Raw genomic sequence first — 19,487 nt, 5'->3', positions numbered from 1 at the left:
TTTGAGATTTTGCTTAAAACCTTGCCTAAGGGTGAATTTAATTGGTTTTTGCACCAAGTCTTGCCGAGAGTTTCCACTGCGCAAAATTGATGGCAAACAGCATGATGAGCGAAATCAACAGCATGAATAACGCCACGCAGCTTGCGCCTGCCACATCAAATTGCTCAAGTTTTGAGACGATGATGAGCGGCAGGATTTCTGATTGCATGGGGATATTGCCTGCGATAAAAATCACCGAGCCGTACTCGCCTGTGGCGCGCGCAAACATCATGCCAGCACCGATTAAGATGGCGGGTGCGATTTCTGGCAGCAGCACTTTTAAGAAAATTTGCCAACGATTTGCGCCCATCACCGCTGCCGCTTCTTCAAATTCCACCGCCACTTCGGCAAGCACAGGCTGCACCGCGCGTACAATGAACGGAAAGCTCACCACCACGAGCGCCAGCCAAATGCCGATGGGCGTAAAGGCGATTTTAATGCCGAATTTGGCGAAAAATTGCCCAAATAAGCCAAAAGGTGCGTATAAAGTTGCCAGCGCAATGCCTGTAACGGCGGTCGGCAGGGCAAATGGCAAATCGACCAAAGCATTGATGATGGATTTGCCCCAAAATTCATAACGCACCAGCACCCACGCAATCAGCACGCCAAACACCACGTTGGTCAGCGTAGCGGCAATCGCCATCAGTAAAGACAGCTTAATCGCCGCCAGCACTTGTGGTTCTTTGATGGTGCGAATGATGTCGTCAATGCCCATGCTAAGCGTGGTCAGCACCATCATGGCAAAGGGCAGCACCACCAGCAGCGACAACGCCAGCACGCTGATGCCCATCGACAAGCCAAAAAACGGCATGATGCGGCGGCGTTTGTTGGTGGGTTTGGCAAGAGTTGGCGTGTTTGTCATGGTTGTGTGCCGATTGGTATATGGATATAAAGCTCAGTGATTAAAAGTCGCCAATATCTTGGCGGTGCGATTGATGGCTACTTTACTAAAAAGATGCGGCAAAAACTATGGCTAAAAATTGATATGCTTTTTCGTTTTTGGAATTTGTGCGTAAAGATGGTAAGGCAAAAAGACAGAAAGACAACAAGGTGGGAAAGTTGGCAATAATAGGAAAAGCGAAAATTGCCGTGCGTGGTCAGTCGCTTTAAAAATAAAAAACCAAACTGCAGCCGTGCTATTTTGCCAGTGCGTACAATTTGGCAAAAATAAGATGGGCTGTGGTTTGGTTAAGTTTAAAAATTGGCTTTAGCAAGAGCAAGTTTGCCATTAATTTACCAAAAGCGCATTGCCATCATTCAGCAAAAATATCGTCCACCGCAATGCGAAGTTCGGGGAACAGCGGCGATTTGACGATGTCGCCTTCGGTGAACGGACGACCCGTGATAAATTTGCCGTCTTGTAAGGTGTAAACCAGCACGCTGAAATTGGCGGGGTCAACAATCCAATATTCCAGCACGCCTGCTTCTTGGTACAGCTCAAATTTGATGTTCATCTCACGCTTGCTGTTGCCTTTGGAGAGAATTTCTATCACCAATTCAGGCGCACCGTTGCAGCCTGCATCGTCCAGCTTGCTTTTATCGCAAATCACGCACAAATCAGGCTGCACCACCGTATCTGCCTTGCCCTTGGTGGGAATGGGCAGGCGCACATCAAAAGGTGCGGTGTAAACTTTACAAGGGTGGTTGTGTAAAAAAGTGCGAAACGTCAAAAACAGATTGCCAGACACGTCTTGATGAAAACGTGTGGGCGCTGGACTCATGGCTAGGATTTTGCCTTTGATGAGTTCCACGCGTTCGTTTAATTGCCACAGCATATAATCGGCGTATGAATAGGTTTTACTCATGTCAAGCTGGGCAAGGCTTGTGATGGCTGTCATGACTTATTCCTTTATTGTGATTTAATTGATGATGTGTTTGTATTGTAGCAGGACGCACCGAAAAACGCCAACGGCTTTCACGGCAAATTGATAAATCGGCATTTGGCAATAAATTTACCACAAATGATTTGCAAATTGTGCAAATAATGTATAGAATTTTGTCTTTGCTTGTGTTTTTATGATGGGTTTGAACGCCAAAAACGTGCCAATTTTCTTAAAAGCATGACGATTTTTTGGTGTTTTGATTGGTTGAGAATAGTCTGTAAATATTTAAGAATAACTTAATTATAAAACGATTGGCTTGACTGCGGAGAAAGCGATGACGATTAAAATTTTGGTGGTAGATGACCACGATTTGGTGCGTATGGGTATCACAAGAATGCTTGATGACGACCCGACCATTGAAGTCATTGCTGAAGCTGACGATGGCGATAGCGCAGTGCAGTTGGCGCGCTCGTTACGTCCTGATGTGGTGCTGCTGGATGTGAATATGCCAAACATTGGCGGCGTGGAAGCAACAAGACGCATCAAGCAAATTGATGATGGCATTAAGGTTTTGGCGGTGTCTAGCCTAAGTGCGCAGCCGTATCCGTCCATGCTACTAAAAGCAGGCGTGAACGGCTACATCACAAAAGGCACGCCGCTTGATGAGATGATTCGCGCGATTAAAAAAGTACACACAGGTAAGAAATATTTTAGCCATGACATCGCTGAGCAGCTTGCCGAAGCCATGCTGGGCGAGCAGCCAGAATCGCCATTTGATGCACTGTCTGAGCGAGAAAAACAAGTGGCGATGATGGTGGTGAATTGCCAATCCGCCCAAGAAATCGCCGATCAATTATTCGTCAGCGTCAAGACAGTGAACACTTATCGTTACCGCATTTTTGAAAAATTGGGTGTAGACAGCGATGTAAAATTGACACATTTGGCAATGCGGCATGGGTTGGTGTTGGCAAATTAAGTGCAGATTAGCTTGCGCATAAGTTTTTAGAAAATCTAAATAATAAGCCTGCTAATTAAACCCATAGCTTAAACGATTTGCTCGTGTGTTTAAAAAACTTAAGCGATTAAAATTAAGTTTGTTTGATAAATTCACGCGCTAAATTTTTATTAACTATTTGCTAAATATTTGGCAACAGACCGTCTTAATAAGGCGGTTTTTGTTTTTATCAAGAAAGCAAATGCCAAAATCAGCCAAGAAAAACGCATAAAAGACGTAAAAATGCGTTTGCTGTAGGATTTTATGTATTGTGAAAGCCCTAAAAGTGTAAAATTATGCTATAATACCCCAATTTATCATAACGATAAGTCTAAGGACATCTATGACCGACAGCAGCATTACCCCCGTTGGTATCGTTCACGAACTCAAGCAGTCGTACCTTGACTATGCGATGAGCGTCATCGTTTCGCGTGCCTTGCCTGATGTGCGAGACGGCCTAAAGCCTGTACATCGCCGTGTGATGTACGCTATGCACGAGCTTTCAAACGACTATAATAAGCCTTATAAAAAGTCTGCGCGTGTCGTGGGCGATGTCATCGGTAAATACCACCCGCATGGCGACACTGCGGTTTATGATGCGATTGTGCGTTTGGCGCAGCCGTTTAGTATGCGCTATATGCTGGTGGACGGTCAGGGCAACTTCGGTTCGGTGGATGGCGATCCGCCAGCGGCGATGCGTTATACCGAAGTGCGTATGCAAAAACTCACTCACCAAATGCTTGCCGATTTGGACAAAGACACGGTGGATTGGGAAGACAACTACGATGGCTCTGAAAAAATGCCGTCTGTTTTGCCTGCGCGCGTGCCAAATTTACTGGTCAATGGCGCAACGGGTATCGCTGTGGGCATGGCAACCAACATGGCACCGCATAATCTTACTGAAGTGGTGAATGCTTGTCTTGCCTATGCAGACGACCCAATGATCAGCGGCGATGAGTTGGCAAGCCACATCACAGGCCCAGATTTTCCGACTGGCGGCATCATTTATGGCCGCAGTGGCATCAAGGACGCTTACCGCACAGGCAAAGGGCGTGTACATATTCGTGGGCGTTATCACATTGAGAACATGGAAGGCGCGTCAAAAGACCGTGAGCGCATTGTCTTTACTGAAATTCCTTATCAAGTCAATAAGGCCAAGCTCATCGAGCAAATCGCCCAGCTTGTCAATGACAAAAAGCTAGACGGCATTACAGGCGTGCGTGATGAGTCTGACAAAGAAGGTATGCGCATTGCCATTGATTTGCGCCGCGGCGAAAACAGCGAAGTGGTGGTGAATAACCTATTCCAGCAAACACCGCTAGAAAGCAGCTTTAGCATTAACATGGTGGCGCTGGATAACGGTCAGCCACGCCTATTGACGCTGCGTGATTTGATTGCGGCATTTATCCGCCATCGTCAAGAAGTGGTAACACGCCGCACGATTTTTGAGCTCAATAAAGCCAAAGCGCGCGGACATTTGCTAGAAGGTTTGACTATTGCGCTTGCCAATATTGACGAAGTGATTGAAACCATCAAGCAATCTGCCAACCGAGCCGAAGCGCGCGAAAATCTTTTGGGGCGTGTGTGGCAGTCTGGCGGTGTGGTGGCAATGCTGCAAGCTGCCAATGCCACATCTATTCGCCCAGACATCATTGAAGGTGAAGATTTAAATGCGCCTTATGGCTTGATTAACGATGATACGCAATACCGTTTGTCGCCAGATCAGGTCAATGCGATTTTGGATATGCAGCTGCACCGCTTGACAGGGCTTGAGCAAGAAAAACTCTCTGGCGAGTACCGTGAGATTTTGGGTGAGATTGCACGTTTGCAGCTGATTTTGTCTGACTTTAGCAAGCTGATGGGTGTGATTAAAGCCGAGCTTACCGAAGTGCGTGATAATTTTGGTGATGAGCGTAAAACCGACATCGTGGACGCGCGCCATGATTTTAATCGTGAAGATTTGATTCCAGAGCAAACCGTGGTGATGACCGTGTCTGCCACAGGCTATGCCAAAACACAGCCAATCAGCGATTATCACGCCCAAAAACGTGGCGGCAAGGGTAAATCTGCCACCGCCATGAAAGAAGACGATGTGATTGAGCATTTGCTGGTTACCAGCACGCACGCACACATCATGTGCTTTACCAACACAGGGCGTGTGTTTGGCTTGCGCGGCTTTGAAGTGCCGCTGGCGTCTCGTGGCTCAAAAGGCCGTCCGCTGGTTAATCTCATCAATCTTGAAAGCGATGAAACCGTAACAGCAATTTTGCCAGTGGAAGACCTAAAAGCGGACGATAAATTTGTCTTTTTCGCCACGGCAAGCGGCACGGTGAAACGTGTGGCGTTAAGCCAATTTGCCAATTTGCGCTCCAATGGTTTGCGTGCCATTGATTTGGTGGAAGGCGACAGCCTAGTGGGCGTGGCGATTACCGATGGAGAACAAGAAATCATGCTCTTTAGCAACGAAGGCAAGGCGATTCGCTTTAAAGAAAGCATTGTGCGTGATATGGGACGTACTGCCAAAGGCGTGCGTGGCATGAAGGTGAATTTGCTTGCCAATTTGGGGCTTGATGATGACGAAGCTGGCGACAGCGAGCAAGATGAGACCGATAACGACAGCGTGGTGTCAGTAAGCCGCGTGGTGTCTTTGGTGGTTGCTGCGCCAAACAGCACAGATCAAATCCTGTGCGCCTGTGAAAATGGCTACGGCAAGCGCACGCCAATTAGCGAGTTTACCTTGCGTGAAAACCGCGGCAGTCAAGGCAACATCGCCATTAAGACATCTGAACGTAACGGTCAGCTGGTCAAAGCGGTGTCGGTTACTGGCGATGAAGACGTGATTTTGATTTCGGACAAAGGCACGCTGGTGCGCACGCCTGTTGAGCAGATTGCCACCGCAGGACGTAACGCCCAAGGTGTGCGCCTGATTCGCATTGGCGATGGCGAGACTTTGGTGGGGCTGGCTTGCGTGGAGCATGAAGACGACAGCGAAGAAGTGCTAGAAGAAGCATTGACCGATGCGCAAGACCGTCAAAACGCCGACCAAGCGCAAGACGCAGAAGAACAAGCTGCGCCGTCTGATGATGAGTAAGTGCGAATAAATCAGACTAAACTGCGCCAAATCCAAGGCGGGCAACAAAGCAGATCGGCAATGGCTTGGTCTGTTTTGTTTGTATTTATAAAACGGTGATTTTTGGTGGTGAAATCAAGGTTTTGATTAAAGTAAAACTTTGATTGAATTAAAATTTTGCTTGAAGTGAAAGCTGAAATTGACATTGAAGTTTAAATAGCCACTTGGCAGGCAATAAATACAAGTGAAAGCCAAGTTGAAAAACCAAGTCAATGACAATTAAAAATCAAAACTAAAAATCAAAAAAATACAACATTGAGCGGTAAGTTTAACATGAGTGAGCAAGGCGAAATGACGCACAGCGCACAAATTTTAGCGTGTGATGATGGAAGTTTTGACGCTTATCCTGACGCTGAATTTGACGAGCTTGAGAGCGTGGCGGACGGCGAAAGCCTTGAGGATAAAGGCTTGCAAGTGGTTGAGCGCAGTTATATCGTTGATGAAGCGCACGCAGGCGCACGCCTTGATAAAGTGGCAGCCACAGTTTTTGCGGATTTTTCCAGAGTGCAGCTGCAAGATTGGATTGGCGATGGCAAACTCACTGTCAATGACAAAAACGAAAAGCCAAAATACCGCGTGAAAATTGGCGATGAGCTGACACTAAATGCGCAGCTTGCCAGCCATTCTGAAGATTTGCCAGAAAATATCGCCATTGATGTGGTGTATGCGGACGCTGATGTGCTGGTGATTAACAAGCCTGCTGGCATGGTGGTACACCCCGGAGCAGGCAATCGCACAGGCACGCTGGTGAATGCGTTGTTGTATCATTATCCTGATAACGCAAGTTTGCCACGAGCGGGCTTGGTGCATCGCATTGATAAGGACACCACAGGGCTTTTGGTGGTGGCGCGTAGCAAAAAAGCTCAGCTTGATTTAATGGCGCAGCTCAAGGACAAATCGGTGTATCGGCATTATCAATGTGTGGCGGTGGGCGCGGCGGTGGATATTTTGCGCCAAGCGCGCATTGATTTGCCCATCGCGCGCCACCCAACGCAGCGCACCAAAATGGCGGTGCGTGAAGGCGGCAAACCTGCGGTTACGCACATCATCAAAGCGCAAGCGCTGAACGACCGCTACAGCCTTTTGGACGTGCGTTTGGAGACGGGGCGTACGCACCAAATTCGTGTGCATTTGTCGCATTGTGGCTTTGCGCTGGTGGGCGATCCTGTGTACGGCACGTCTGTACGCTCTGGCTTAAGTCAGGCGCAAAGGCTTGCGGTGCAAGGCTTTTCTCGTCAAGCGCTGCACGCACACACGCTGGGATTTACGCACCCTGCCACAGGCGAGCCGCTGGAATTTAGCGTGCCTTTGCCGGCGGATATGCAGGCTTTGATTGATGCGCTGTCCGAATGACGGCCGGGATTTTTTAATCTTTCGCCAAAGACGATTGATGATAAAACGACGTTTTCAATAAAACGATGCTTATAACAAAAACGATGAACGTATGAACGCTGATTTTCCTGCCATGTTTTCTAATGGCACGCCACAGCCAGCCACGCCAAACACTTGCCTAGGGGCAGACAATTTGGCGGATTTTGACGTGCTGACTTTATACCAAGACGAGCAAGTGTGGGTGGGGCAGACCACGGCAGGCGAGTTTGATAAGTTTGGCTTGCAAGATTTGTACGGCAGTGGCAATTTTGGCTTGCACGTTGGCGATGATGGTGCGCAGGTTTTGACAAGACGTGCCAGACTTTTGGCGCATATTCACGATAAATTGGCAAACGCAGCGGACAATTCATCACAAATATCATCACTGCATTGGCTAAATCAAACGCACAGCGATGTGGTGGTGGATGTGGACGATGGTTTGTTGCCGCAGTCAGCTGATGCGCTTGTTAGCAGCAAGGCAGGCGCAGGACTTGCCATCATGACGGCAGATTGTGTGCCGATTGCGCTGTTTGCGCGTGTGGGCGAGTGTGTGCCAAGCGTGGCGTGTGTTCATGCTGGCTGGCAAGGGCTGGCAAATGGTATCGTGGCGAATGCGGTGCGTGCTTTGCGTGCCAAATGTGATGATGGGGCGCAGATTTTTGCCGTGATTGGTGCGTGCATTGCTTATCCGTCTTATGAAATGCCCGTGGCGTTGGTGCAGCGCATTGCTGCAGATTGTGCAGCACTGGGTTTGGCGGCGCAAAATGGCGCACCGATGAATGCTGAAGCGATTTTTAACGTCATCGCCAAGCCGCACGATAATACTGAAAAATGCTGGCTTGATGTGGTGGCGTTGGCAAAACTTGAGCTTTTGACGCTGGGCGTGCAAGTGCTGAATGACGATGTGCCGTGCAGCTATCAAGACGGTAGATTTTATTCGTATCGTGCGCAAACTCACGCCAAAAAGCCCGCCGCAGGACGCATGGCAACCATCATTGTCAAGCGGCAATAAGATGGGCAATACAGCTGAGAAAATTTTAATTCTTATTTCGTCTGCACAAAATAGATTTTGTTTTTATTATTTAAATAAACTTAATAATACTTCTTATCATTATCCTAAAATATTATGAACCCAATCACCAAAGATTTCACACCGACCATCGCCATCGTGTATCATTCCAGTTATGGACACACTCGCCGTGTGGCGCACGCCATCGCTCGTGGCGCAAATGCTCAGCTTGACGCAAAGGCGCTGGACATCTTGCAGCTTAGTGATGACGACTGGGCGTATTTGGACAATGCGGATTTGATTGTGTTTGGCAGTGCGGTGTACATGGGCAGCGTGACGGCGGCATTCAAGGCATTTATGGACAGCACATCAAAGCGCTGGGTGGCGCGCACTTGGCAGGGGAAATTTGCCGCAGGCTTTGCCAATTCTGGCGGCTTAAGCGGTGATAAACTTGCGGTTTTGCAGCAAATCACGCTGTTTGCCATGCAGCACGGCATGAATTGGGTGGGTATGCCGCTTATGCCAACGGGCAGTAGCGAGCAGGATTTGAACCGTCTGTCCAGTTTTTTAGGCTTGATGACGCAATCCATTGATGCGCCAGTGGAAGAGACGCCATGCGAAGGCGATATGGCAACGGCGCTTTGGTTTGGCGAGCATTTGGCGCAAACGGTTTTGCGCTTTGTGGGTAATCGCTGATTTTAATGGTTTATCAAAACAGCAAATAAAACCTTAGTGCATTTCGCTCTTATTATTAAGAATTCCTAATAAAAACGACAACTTAGCTGGGTTGTCGTTTTTTGTTTTGGGGATTTATTGTAAATGATTTCTTGGTGAGGTTTGCTTGATTTATTAACCAACCAAAGATTGACCAGCCTTATAAAACCAATCTTCAAAACCAACTTTCCAAAATAAAAAAATCGTCCAATTCCTTGGCTGGTGTGGATTTAGTGCGGTTTTTTATGGGTAGGGTGCTTGGTGTAGTTGCATTGGAAGTTCTTTGTAAGTGCTTTGACTTTGCATGATTTTGTAAGCCGCTTGGCAAACGATTTTGCAAACGGTCATGTACATAATTGTGCGCACCGCTTGTGTGTTGTGGTGTATTTTTGGCATTGATGGCGGTGGGCGCACTGACAGGAATGGGGCTGTGTGCCAGCTGAACGTGCTGACAGCCGACAAGCAGCGCACCACTTGCCATGACGGCAAATGCACTTAGTGAGCGAGTTTTCCCAGTGCGCAAAAACTTAGCCAGTGATAAAGACATCAGCGCCATGCAGGGTCTCGCACGGTTGTGGCGTTTAGGCGGATTTGGCGTTTTTTGCCGTCTGGTGATGCGATGGTGAGCGTGCTGCCTGTGGCGTACAGCAGGCGCTGACCGCTGGGCGAGAAACTTGCCAATGTGTCCGTGCCAGCGGTTCCGACGCTTTGCGCGTTTGCGCCATTTAGGTTTGCCAGCATAACTCGGCCGCCTTGCACATAGGTTAGGCGTGTGCCGTCTTGGCTGGGCTTAGGGTTGGTGCCTGTCAAGCCAAGCGGTGCGATTTTGCCATCGCTAAAGCGGTAGCGGTACAGCTTAGGCGTGCGTGAGCCATTGTCCGCGCTAAAGATAAAGCCGCTGCCGTCTGGCAAATAGCTGGGCGAGTTTTCTGCGCCTGCCAAATTGGTGCGGCGTGTCAGCGTGCGAGCAATCAAGTCCAATTCGTAAATGTTTGGGTTGTGGTTTTCGTGGCTGCCAGAAAAGAGCAATTTTGTGCCATCAGGCGAAAAAGATGCGCCAAGATTATTGCCTTTAAATGGCGTGGCAAGCTCTGGCGTGCTGCCGTCCGTGCGCTGCACATAAATGACAGGCAAGCCGTCCGTGCGCTGCACCGAATAGGCGATGCGCGTGCCATCAGGTGAGAAAGTCGGTGAGAAAATCGAGCCTTGCACTTGGGTGAGTGTGCGCAGCGTCGTGCCGTTTGGTGTGGCAAGAATTAGGCTGGACGTTTTTTGTGCGCCGCGCCCTTGTTCGGCAACATAAGCAATCTGCCCTGTAAAATCGCCTGCCTTGCCTGTGATGGCTTGGTGAATGCGTTCGCTGATTTTGGCAGCGGCGGTTTCTTTGGCTTGTGGGGTGCTGTCCATAAATTCATCGCCACTCAGTACGGTTTTGCCTGTTTCTACGTCTATCAATTCATAACGCAGCGCACGTTTTGCACCCGCCAAAGAATGCGCACTGCCTGTAAGTACATAGCGAAAACCTGCTTGTTGCCACGTTGTTAGGCTTTGGCTGACGCTTTGACTGGTGGCGTTTGGCACGGGCAATCCAGACGCTGTGGCATGAAGTTCGCCATTTAAGGTCTTGGCAAGTGCGCTAGAAAGTGCGCCATCACCCACAAAAGGCGCAATGGCGATGGCGTGATTGATGACGCCTGCACGACTGACGCTTAGCACCAGCTCGTCATTGTTGTCATAATGCGCGCTGATGTTTGGGTTGGCATGGGCGATAACGCCAACCAAAGCGCAGGCAGAAATGGTAAAGGTCTTTACCGCAGGTGAAAACAGCGACTGAAAAGTGGTGAATTTCATAAATTTTAAATTTTTTAAGAGATTGTGCGCTATTTTACAATGCTATGCGTGATTTCGCCATGATTTTTGTGTTGTTTTATGTTGTGCGAAATTATGTGAGTGGGGTGAAGTTGGGCGGATTGTGTAGTTTGGCAAGTTTGGTTAAGTTTTTGTCGTACTTTAATTCGGTAAAACAAACTTGACAAGCAATCCATTTGGCAAAATTTTACAAACCGCCGTATCGCGCTGATTTTGACAGATTGACACAAGCGCACTTAATCTCTTGGTGGCGTGGTGTTAAATTCAATGGTCAAACTTTCCATCATGCCAGCCAGCTCGTGCAAAGGTGAGCTTTGTCTGATGGCTTGTTCGATAAATGGCTGTAGCTCTTTATCGCCAGCACCAAAGCGGATTTGTAAGACGTTGCCCGCTGCGTCTAGTGAGATGGTGGCTTTTAGGCTTTTGCCCGCTTGGGCGTGGCTTTGGGTCTGCTCCCAGCGTGTGAAAATGCGACCAGCGGCGCTTTTACCAGCTTGTTCACGTTCGGCTTTGCTGACGATTTTTTGCACCTTTGGTGTGGCAGGCGCACCATCGGCATTGGCGTTTTGGGTGGTTTTACTACTGTCTTTGGTGTTGGTGTTATTATCGGTGTTATCGGCTGGGTTTGGGCGTGGTTTGTCGTCCAAAAGGGCGTTGATTTGCGCTTGTTTTTCAGCATTGGCGGCAAAACGCTCGGCAAATTCATCATCGCTGATGGCTGGCGCGTCCCAGTCGCTGCTCCAAGTGCTTTCCCAATTTGCCAAGTCGTCAAACTGCGTGTCGTACTGCGCCGTGCGTGGAAAGTCATGAAATGCCGCTGGCTGCGTGGTAGAAGCGCTTGGCTTTTGGTGTGTGCTTGCGGTTTGTTTTTCTGCTATGGTATTTTTGGCAATGTGTGCAGCGAGTGCCGATTTGATGTCGTTAAATTCAGCGCCGCTTGCCAGCTGGGTTTGGGTAACGCTTGGCTCTGGCAAGGCGCGCACCGCACCAAAAACTGCCACCGCCACAAAAACGCCCGCGTGCAAAAGCGTACTGCCAAAAACAGGCAGGACGATGGCGGTTTTGTTGGGCTTGGCGTGGGTTTTTGGTGTTTGCATGGTGAATTTGGGTTTGGCTGGCTGTGTAGCTGTTGCTGTTATATGGGTTTGTGTGGTTGTGATTTTGGTTCGTGATTTGTGGATTTTTAAGATACTATTTGGCAGTATTTTTAATAAAAACTGAATAATTTTATTGTATGAGTAAATTCTATTATAAATCTAAATTAAATAATACCGCACCAAATTTCTTAAGAGTTTAATAAATCTATCCATCACTGATTGCCATCGCTTACCAATGCCACTTCGTCAATGCCAGCGGCTTGTACTTGCGCCATCAGCGACATGATTTGCTGATAAGCGATTGCGCCATCGGCATTGATGAGTACGCGTAAAGTAGCACCTTTTGCGGCGCGTTCATTGGCAAGCTGATTTAAGAGCATTGGCAAATCATCACGGCTCACCGCCATATCCATCGCCTTGCTGTGGCTGACAAACAGTGAGCCGTCTGCCGTCATGGCAATCAGTACAGGCAATTCGTCCGCCGTGTCAAGATTTTGCGTGGCGGCTTTTGGCAAATCCACCTTCACGCCTGTGGTGAGCATGGGCGCAGTAACCATAAAAATCACCAGCAGCACCAGCATGACATCAATATAAGGCACGACATTCATGCTGGCGTTAAGAGCAGGTTTTTGGCGAGAATAAGGCGTGCGATTCATAGTGTTATTTTGGTGAAAATGGCGGTAAAATTATATTTTTATTTTAAGAAAATCTAAATAATTGGTAGAAAATTTATCCGCCACAAGTTTAGATTTTCTTAAAGTTATTAGGTTTATGGTTTGTTTTTTATGGCTTGTCTTTCAGCAGCAAAGCGGCAAGCAAATCATCGCAAAACAGCGCACGCAGCTCGTGCAAAGCCTGTGCCTTGGCGGTGAAATGGTTGAAAGCTAGGCTTGCTGGAATGGCGGCAAACAGACCAATCGCCGTGGCAATCAAGGCTTCAGCAATGCCGGGCGCGACTGTGGCAAGGCTTGCGCTGCCCACGTCTGACAAGCCAATAAAAGCGTTCATAATGCCCCAAACCGTACCAAAAAGACCGATGTAAGGCGACACCGAACCAATACTGGCAAGCCACGACAGCCCACGTTCCATCTCGCCTTGCTCTTTGCCAAGCTGGCTGCGCAGACTGCGCTCAGTGATGGCGGCGGCTTGTTCGGCATTGTGTGTTTGTCTGGCGGTGGTAAAAGTGCGCACGCCTGTATCAAAAATCGCCTCTAGTCCTGATTTTTCACGTTCGGCTTGTACGCTTTGATATTTGTCATCAAGCGATGGATTGGCGTCAAACCACGCCACAAACCGCTCATCAAAGCGTGCCGTACTGCCCAATTTGCCAGCAAAACGAAAAATCAGCACCCAGCTGACAAAAGACAGCGCCACAAGCAGCGCCATCACAATTTGCACCAGCACGCTGGCTTGGGCAATCAGGCTTAACACATTCAAAGATTCGTTCATAAAGTCGTTATCGTTATAAAGATTTGCTTACAAAAAAGACAAATCGGCTTGCTAATGGTAAAATAAGCGCCATTATAACACACAAATTTTATCATCGCTTATAAAAGAGTTGTTTGTTAAAACAAACGCCAGAAACTCACTCAATACATTATCCAACAAATTACCTGATAAATCATCACAGCAATCATCAATGAATACACAAAAAAACAGCACGCATTCACCAAACATTCTTGCCAAAGACCGCCATTATATCCAGCGTTTGCGCCAAGAAATTAAAAAACTTGATGGCGAAAACAAGAGCAAAAAACAAGCGCATTTAGATGGCGTGATTGAGCGTTCATCGGCGGCGGTGTCGGCGCGCATTGCCAGCGTGCCAAGCGATTTGGCGGATAAATTAAACCCTGATTTGCCAGTAACCGCCATGGCAGCCGACATCATTCACGCCATTAAGACGCACCAAGTCATCATCGTGGCGGGCGAGACAGGTTCAGGCAAAACCACGCAGCTGCCCAAACTTGCCATGCTGGCTGGGCGTGGTATCACAGGGCAAATTGGGCATACGCAGCCTAGAAGACTTGCCGCGCGTTCGGTGGCGACACGCATTGCTGATGAGCTTGGCGAGAAACTTGGGCAAACGGTGAGTTTTAAAGTGCGCTTTACCGAAGAAGGCGGTGCGCATAGCCTTGTTAAGCTGATGACGGACGGTATTTTGCTTGCTGAGCTTGCGCACGATAAGTTTTTGAGCAAATACGACACCATCATCATTGACGAAGCGCACGAACGCAGCCTAAATATTGATTTTATTTTGGGTTATTTAAAGCGGCTTTTGCCAAAACGCCCTGATTTAAAAGTCATCATCACTTCAGCAACGCTGGACACACAAAGGTTTGCTGATTATTTTGGCGCAGGTTTGCCAGCGGGTAAAAGCGTGCCGATCATCAATGTGCAGGGGCGCAGCTATCCTGTGGAAGTGCGCTATCGTCCTTTGACCGACCAAATCGTGCGCAGCCATGATGATGACGCCTTTGATGAAATGGAAGATAATCTGCCTAGAGCTTTGACAGCGGCGGTGGCAGAGTGCTTTGAAGATGCACGCAAAAAAGGGCATCCAGAAAAATCCGACATTTTGATTTTTGCCAGCACGGAAGCTGAAATTCGTGAATTGCAAGACATCTTGGCGGCGCACGCACCAGCGCATACCGAAGTGCTGCCTTTGTTTGCACGCCAAAGCTATGCCGAGCAGCAGCGGATTTTTGCGCCATCGGGCAAAGGGCGGCGCATCATCATCGCCACAAACGTTGCCGAAACGGCGCTGACCGTGCCAAACATTTATTATGTGATTGACTTAGGTTTTGCGCGTATCAGTCGTTATAATTATCGCTCACGCATTCAGCGCTTGCCGATTGAAGCCATCAGTCAAGCCAGCGCCAATCAGCGCAAGGGGCGTTGTGGGCGCATCGGTGAAGGTGTGTGCATTCGCTTGTATTCAGAAGAAGATTTTTTGGCACGTCCAGAATTTACCGAGCCTGAAATTTTACGCACCAATTTGGCAAGCGTGATTTTGCAAATGGAAAATTTGGGGCTTGGCAATGTGGCGGATTTTGAGTTCATCACGCCGCCTGATTTTCGCTTGATTAACGATGGTAAAAAGCTGCTGCACGAGCTTGGCGCCATCAACGATAAACCGACCAAAACGGCCGCCAAAAAACGCAAATTCACGCCAAGCGCGCTTACCACCATTGGCAAGCAAATGGCAAGAATGCCGATTGATCCACGTTTGGCGCGTATGCTGATTGCAGGCGATACGTTTGATTGCTTAGCGGATATGCTTGTCATTGTCTCTGCGCTGGCGGTGCAAGATGTGCGTGAACGACCTGCCGCCAAGCAAATGCAAGCCGACCAAAAGCACGCTTTATTCCGTAAGGAAAATTCGGACTTTTTGTTCTATGTGGAATTGTTTGACGTGCTGTTTAACGCCCACGAAATGCACGGCGGCGAGAAGCTGTCTGGCAATGCACGAAAAAATTTCGCCAAAAAGCATTATTTGAGCTTTGTGCGTATCAAAGAATGGCAAAAAACGCACGAACAACTGAGCCGCATGATGGCAGAATTGGGCTTTGTGATTGCCAAGCAAAGCGATGAAAAACTTGCCGAACAAACTACGCAAAACAAAGATGCACAAACCAAAAACACACGCCTAAGCCTAAAAAACAAAGACAAATCACGCAAAATCAGCCCAAGCGTGAAAATTGCCGACCCAAAAGCGGTGCATTATGCCAACATTCACCGTGCGCTTTTGACGGCGCTTTTGTCTTTTGTGGCGCATAAAACCGACACAGTGGGCGAATATTTGATGGCAAGAAGTCAAAAAGCACGCATTTTCCCTGCGTCCATTTTACACAAAAAAGGCGTGGAGTGGCTTTTGGCGTTTGAAGTGGTGGAAACATCGCAAGTGTATATGCGCTGCCTTGCCAAGATTGAGCCTGAATGGGTGCTGGCAAGCGCAGGCGAGCTGCTAAAATATCATTATTACGAGCCGCATTGGTCAAAGAAAACAGGGCGAGTGCGTGCTTTTGCGCAAATCAGCTTGTTTGGGCTTGTCATCACGCATAAGCAGCCTGTGAACTTTGAGCAGATTGACATTGCGGCAAGTCGTGAGATTTTTATCCGTGATGGTTTGGTGGCGGATAATTATCCTAAGCCGTTGCCGTTTTTGACGCACAACCACGCTAAAATTGCCGAAGCGATTAAGATTGAAGATAAGCTGCGGCGGCGAGATTTGTTGGTTGATGAAGAAAATCTGTACCAATTTTACGAAGCGAAAATCCCAAGTCATATTGCGTCCGCCAAGGCGTTTGAAGATTGGCTGGGCGAGCTTGGCGATGATGGCTTGCTGTATTTTAGCGATGAAGACGTGCTGAACGAAAACGCCAAAGCAGGCAAGGAATTTCCTGAATTTTGGCAGCTTGGTGCGCTAAAATTGCCGCTGTCTTATGTGTTTGACCCAAGCTCTGACGATGACGGCGTGAGCGTGCGTGTGCCGATTAAGGCGCTTTCGCAGCTTGACAGCGTGGATTTGCTGTGGGGGATTGCAGGCTGGCGTGATGAGCTGGTTTTGCAGCTACTTAAATCCTTGCCAAAAGACATTCGCCGCCACATTGTGCCGATTCCTGATACGGCGGATAAGATTTTTGATAAGCTGGATAAAAGCGGTACATTTGGGCTGTTAGACCAGCTGTGTGCGGCATTGGCGCAGCTTGGTGTGCAGGCAAATCCGAGCGATTTTAATGTGGCGAGCATTGATAAATACTTGCAGCCTTTGGTGTGCGTGCTGGACGAAAAAAACCGCGTGATTGATAAGGGGCGTGATTTGGCAAAATTACAAGCACGCCATAAAAGCGAAACGGGCGTGGTCGTGGCGGCGGCTGAAGGCGTGCATGACACTTTTCCAGAGTATTTTAGTTTTGTGCGCAGTCGCCACACGGCAGGCGTGGTGATGCAGGAATTTTCAGCGTTGGCGAGTGATGACACGCAAGGCAAATCCGCTGGCAATCAGGCAAAAAACAGCCATAAAGTTGCCATTCATCAATTCACCGACCTAAAAACTGCCATCAACACCCACAAAAAAGGCGTGCTGACCTTGATTAAAGGCAAACTTGGCGCAAAACAAAAGCAGCTTGCCAGTCAGATTGACAAGGCGTTCAAACTTGCCTTTGCACCGCTTGGCGATTTAGAACAGCTAAAAACGTTGGTGATTGACGCAACTTTGCAAGCGACTTTGGATTTACACGGCGTGAATTTTGTCAAAGCGGACTTTGATAGGGCAAATGCCGATGGCACAAACTTTGAAAAAGGCAATCACGACCGCAGTGCCATCGCAGCGATTTGCGATGACAAAATGAGCAAAACGCTGGAAATTTTGCCTTTGACGAGTGATGAATTTGAGCATACGCAAAAGGTGGTGGTGGCGCAGTTTTTAAGCGTGGGGCAAACCGTGCTAAAAACGCTCAAAGACATCTACACCACATGGCAGACGGTGCGTGGACAGCTTTTGATGCTGGATCGAGAAGTGTTTGGTGAGAGTATTGATGACGCAGAAGATCAGCTTGATGATTTGGCGTTGGCGGACTTTATTTATCGGCTGGATTTTAGTCAGTGGCAGCAGTATCCACGTTATTTGCAAGCGTTAAAAATCCGCCTTGAGCGTTTGCCGAACAACCTTGATGGCGATCTTGATGGTGTGTATTTGCTTGATGAGCATATGGAGCGCCTTGCCAATCGTGCGCACGACCCACGCTTTGCCGAGTATCGCTGGCTGGTGGAAGAGTATCGTATCAATTTATTCGCCCAGCCGATGAAAACGCTGGCGGCAGTGTCGCCAAAACGCCTAGAAAAACTGTGGGCGCAGCTGATGACCAGATGACGGCAGAAAGTTTCACTCAGCAATCGCTGCGTGCAGGCGTTTTTGTGCGGTGCGTGATAAGCAACCACAAGCAACCCAAGCGATACAAAACTTTGCTTTCTTTTTGATAAAAATGTGCTAAACTAAGCACAAATGTAAACAAATTTTACAAAGTAACTTTGATTTGAAAAGAAACTTTGAAAAGAATTTGGCAAAAAGTTGTGCGATTTGGCTTTGGCTTAATCAAGCAAGAGACGAGTAAGCCGTGAACATTTGCACAAACTGACAACATAGGACGAATTATGGCTATTTATATCACCGCCACAGGGCTACACACCCCAAAAGACAAAATCACCAACGAAGAGCTGGTGGCTGCTTTTAATACTTATGTGGATAATTATAATGCCGAAAATGCCGCCGCCATTGAAAGCGGTGAGAAGGTTGCGCTGCAACATTCTAGTGCAGAATTTATTGAAAAAGCGTCAGGCATTAAATCACGCTATGTGATTGATAAAAAAGGTATTTTAGACCCAAAAATCATGGCGCCAATTTTCCCTGCGCGTAAATTGGGCGAAGAGCTGTCTATCATGGCAGAGATGGGCGTGGACGCATTACAAAAGACGCTGGATAATGCAGGGCTAAAAGCGGACGATTTGGACGGCATTATTTGTGCGTGTTCAAATTTTCAGCGTGTGTATCCTGCCATCGCCATTGAAATTCAGCACGCCATCGGCATGACGCACGGCTTTGCTTATGACACAAACGTGGCGTGCAGTGCGGCGACTTTCGGCATTGCAGGCGCGGTGGGCAGCATTAAGGCAGGACTTGGCAAGCGCATTGCTGTGGTGAACGTAGAAATCACCTCAGCGCACCTAAACTGGCGCAACCGAGACAGCCATTTCATCTTTGGTGATGTGGCAACAGCGACCATCATTGAAGAGCTGGACACGCCAAAAGGCTATGAAATCCTAGACAGCAAGCTGTGGACGCAATTTAGCACCAATATCAAAAATGAGTTTGGCTTTATGGATCGCAGTGAGTTTTTGGCGGCAAATTCTGGTATGTATCCAGACTTGCAAGAGCCAGTAACTGACAAGCTGTTCTTACAAGAAGGGCGCAAAGTATTCCGTGAAGTTTGCCCGAAAGTGTCTGAAATCATCAGCACGCATTTGGCAGAAAATAACATTGACACTAAAAACGTCAAAAAACTGTGGTTACACCAAGCCAACATTAACATGATTGATTTGATTTTGCGCACGGTGATGGGCAAAGACGCGGACAAATCCATCGCGCCGATTGTGATTGATGAGTTTGGCAACACCAGCTCAGCCAGCCCAATCATCGCTTTTCACTTAAAACAAGACGGCATTGAATCTGGCGATTTGGCGGTGATTTGCTCATTTGGCGCAGGTTATTCCATTGGCTCAGTGATTGTCAAAAAAGTATGATTTGACAAAACTGCTTTGACAAAACTGCTGACAAACTCAAAACCAAATCCTTATTGGGGTTTGGTTTTTGTTTTTTAATAAAAAGTCATTTTGCCAAAAACTGGTTTTAATAAAAGACGGTTTTAACAAAAATCGGTTTTAC

Annotated in this window: 14 protein-coding genes; 7 read left to right on the top strand and 7 right to left on the bottom strand. The window is 48.0% G+C overall.

Translation table 11 applies throughout. The annotated features are described in order from the left end of the window. Positions 1–37: 37 nt before the first annotated feature. Positions 38–901 (bottom strand): sulfate ABC transporter permease subunit CysT, encoded by an 864-nt coding sequence (cysT, locus tag B0181_RS05460; RefSeq protein ID WP_078276496.1) that lies wholly within the window; start codon positions 899–901, stop codon positions 38–40. Between the two features lie 391 nt (positions 902–1,292). Continuing rightward, the gene (locus B0181_RS05455) at positions 1,293–1,877 is read right to left on the bottom strand and encodes a Uma2 family endonuclease (RefSeq protein WP_078276495.1); all 585 of its coding nucleotides are present in this window, start codon (positions 1,875–1,877) and stop codon (positions 1,293–1,295) included. A gap of 319 nt (positions 1,878–2,196) precedes the next feature. On the opposite strand from B0181_RS05455, the gene B0181_RS05450 reads away from it, so the two are divergent. The 5 genes from B0181_RS05450 (at position 2,197) to B0181_RS05430 (ending at position 9,062) form a co-directional block, all read left to right on the top strand. Continuing rightward, positions 2,197–2,838 carry a response regulator gene (locus B0181_RS05450; RefSeq protein ID WP_078276494.1) on the top strand — a complete coding sequence of 214 codons (642 nt, stop codon included), beginning with the start codon at positions 2,197–2,199 and terminating at the stop codon, positions 2,836–2,838. Between the two features lie 361 nt (positions 2,839–3,199). Continuing rightward, entirely contained in the window at positions 3,200–5,947 is a 2,748-nt protein-coding gene (gyrA, locus tag B0181_RS05445) for a DNA gyrase subunit A (RefSeq protein WP_078276493.1), read from the top strand. A 312-nt stretch (positions 5,948–6,259) separates the two neighbouring features. Then, positions 6,260–7,339 (top strand): RluA family pseudouridine synthase, encoded by a 1,080-nt coding sequence (locus B0181_RS05440; RefSeq protein WP_242620121.1) that lies wholly within the window; start codon positions 6,260–6,262, stop codon positions 7,337–7,339. 91 nt (positions 7,340–7,430) lie between these two features. Further along, positions 7,431–8,369, top strand: coding sequence for a purine nucleoside phosphorylase YfiH/LACC1 family protein (locus tag B0181_RS05435; RefSeq protein ID WP_078276492.1), 939 nt, complete (start codon positions 7,431–7,433; stop codon positions 8,367–8,369). Positions 8,370–8,483: 114 nt separating this feature from the next. Continuing rightward, positions 8,484–9,062, top strand: coding sequence for a flavodoxin family protein (locus B0181_RS05430; protein WP_078276491.1), 579 nt, complete (start codon positions 8,484–8,486; stop codon positions 9,060–9,062). A 193-nt stretch (positions 9,063–9,255) separates the two neighbouring features. On the opposite strand, the gene B0181_RS05425 is transcribed toward B0181_RS05430, so the two are convergent. The 5 genes from B0181_RS05425 to tolQ form a co-directional block, all read right to left on the bottom strand. Then, complete coding sequence (locus B0181_RS05425; RefSeq protein WP_133141465.1) at positions 9,256–9,627, bottom strand: hypothetical protein; 372 nt, start codon at positions 9,625–9,627, stop codon at positions 9,256–9,258. Continuing rightward, positions 9,627–10,931 (bottom strand): PD40 domain-containing protein, encoded by a 1,305-nt coding sequence (locus B0181_RS05420; RefSeq protein ID WP_078276489.1) that lies wholly within the window; start codon positions 10,929–10,931, stop codon positions 9,627–9,629. Before B0181_RS05420 ends, B0181_RS05425 begins: the two co-directional genes overlap by 1 nt. Before the next feature lie 254 nt (positions 10,932–11,185). Next, positions 11,186–12,046, bottom strand: coding sequence for a hypothetical protein (locus B0181_RS05415; RefSeq protein WP_078276488.1), 861 nt, complete (start codon positions 12,044–12,046; stop codon positions 11,186–11,188). 212 nt (positions 12,047–12,258) lie between these two features. Beyond that, positions 12,259–12,702: a protein TolR gene (gene tolR / locus B0181_RS05410; protein WP_172462136.1), complete on the bottom strand. Its 444-nt coding sequence runs from the start codon at positions 12,700–12,702 to the stop codon at positions 12,259–12,261. 127 nt (positions 12,703–12,829) lie between these two features. After that, positions 12,830–13,495, bottom strand: coding sequence for a protein TolQ (tolQ, locus tag B0181_RS05405; RefSeq protein WP_078276487.1), 666 nt, complete (start codon positions 13,493–13,495; stop codon positions 12,830–12,832). 190 nt (positions 13,496–13,685) lie between these two features. On the opposite strand from tolQ, the gene hrpA reads away from it, so the two are divergent. Together hrpA and B0181_RS05395 are read left to right on the top strand one after the other, a co-directional pair. Further along, positions 13,686–17,918 (top strand): ATP-dependent RNA helicase HrpA, encoded by a 4,233-nt coding sequence (gene hrpA / locus B0181_RS05400; protein ID WP_078276486.1) that lies wholly within the window; start codon positions 13,686–13,688, stop codon positions 17,916–17,918. A gap of 281 nt (positions 17,919–18,199) precedes the next feature. Continuing rightward, positions 18,200–19,345 carry a beta-ketoacyl-ACP synthase III gene (locus B0181_RS05395; protein ID WP_078276485.1) on the top strand — a complete coding sequence of 382 codons (1,146 nt, stop codon included), beginning with the start codon at positions 18,200–18,202 and terminating at the stop codon, positions 19,343–19,345. Positions 19,346–19,487 lie beyond the last annotated feature (142 nt).

The organism is Moraxella caviae (assembly GCF_002014985.1).
In the GTDB taxonomy this organism is placed as follows: domain Bacteria; phylum Pseudomonadota; class Gammaproteobacteria; order Pseudomonadales; family Moraxellaceae; genus Moraxella; species Moraxella caviae.
This window is presented reverse-complemented; position numbering and strand designations above follow the sequence as displayed.

Coding starts and splice junctions, on each gene's coding strand:
- cysT (WP_078276496.1), bottom strand. CDS start 901: ATGACAAACACGCCAACTCTTGCCAAACCCACCAACAAACGCCGCCGC.
- B0181_RS05455 (WP_078276495.1), bottom strand. CDS start 1,877: ATGACAGCCATCACAAGCCTTGCCCAGCTTGACATGAGTAAAACCTAT.
- B0181_RS05450 (WP_078276494.1), top strand. CDS start 2,197: ATGACGATTAAAATTTTGGTGGTAGATGACCACGATTTGGTGCGTATG.
- gyrA (WP_078276493.1), top strand. CDS start 3,200: ATGACCGACAGCAGCATTACCCCCGTTGGTATCGTTCACGAACTCAAG.
- B0181_RS05440 (WP_242620121.1), top strand. CDS start 6,260: ATGAGTGAGCAAGGCGAAATGACGCACAGCGCACAAATTTTAGCGTGT.
- B0181_RS05435 (WP_078276492.1), top strand. CDS start 7,431: ATGAACGCTGATTTTCCTGCCATGTTTTCTAATGGCACGCCACAGCCA.
- B0181_RS05430 (WP_078276491.1), top strand. CDS start 8,484: ATGAACCCAATCACCAAAGATTTCACACCGACCATCGCCATCGTGTAT.
- B0181_RS05425 (WP_133141465.1), bottom strand. CDS start 9,627: ATGTCTTTATCACTGGCTAAGTTTTTGCGCACTGGGAAAACTCGCTCA.
- B0181_RS05420 (WP_078276489.1), bottom strand. CDS start 10,931: ATGAAATTCACCACTTTTCAGTCGCTGTTTTCACCTGCGGTAAAGACC.
- B0181_RS05415 (WP_078276488.1), bottom strand. CDS start 12,046: ATGCAAACACCAAAAACCCACGCCAAGCCCAACAAAACCGCCATCGTC.
- tolR (WP_172462136.1), bottom strand. CDS start 12,702: ATGAATCGCACGCCTTATTCTCGCCAAAAACCTGCTCTTAACGCCAGC.
- tolQ (WP_078276487.1), bottom strand. CDS start 13,495: ATGAACGAATCTTTGAATGTGTTAAGCCTGATTGCCCAAGCCAGCGTG.
- hrpA (WP_078276486.1), top strand. CDS start 13,686: ATGAATACACAAAAAAACAGCACGCATTCACCAAACATTCTTGCCAAA.
- B0181_RS05395 (WP_078276485.1), top strand. CDS start 18,200: ATGGCTATTTATATCACCGCCACAGGGCTACACACCCCAAAAGACAAA.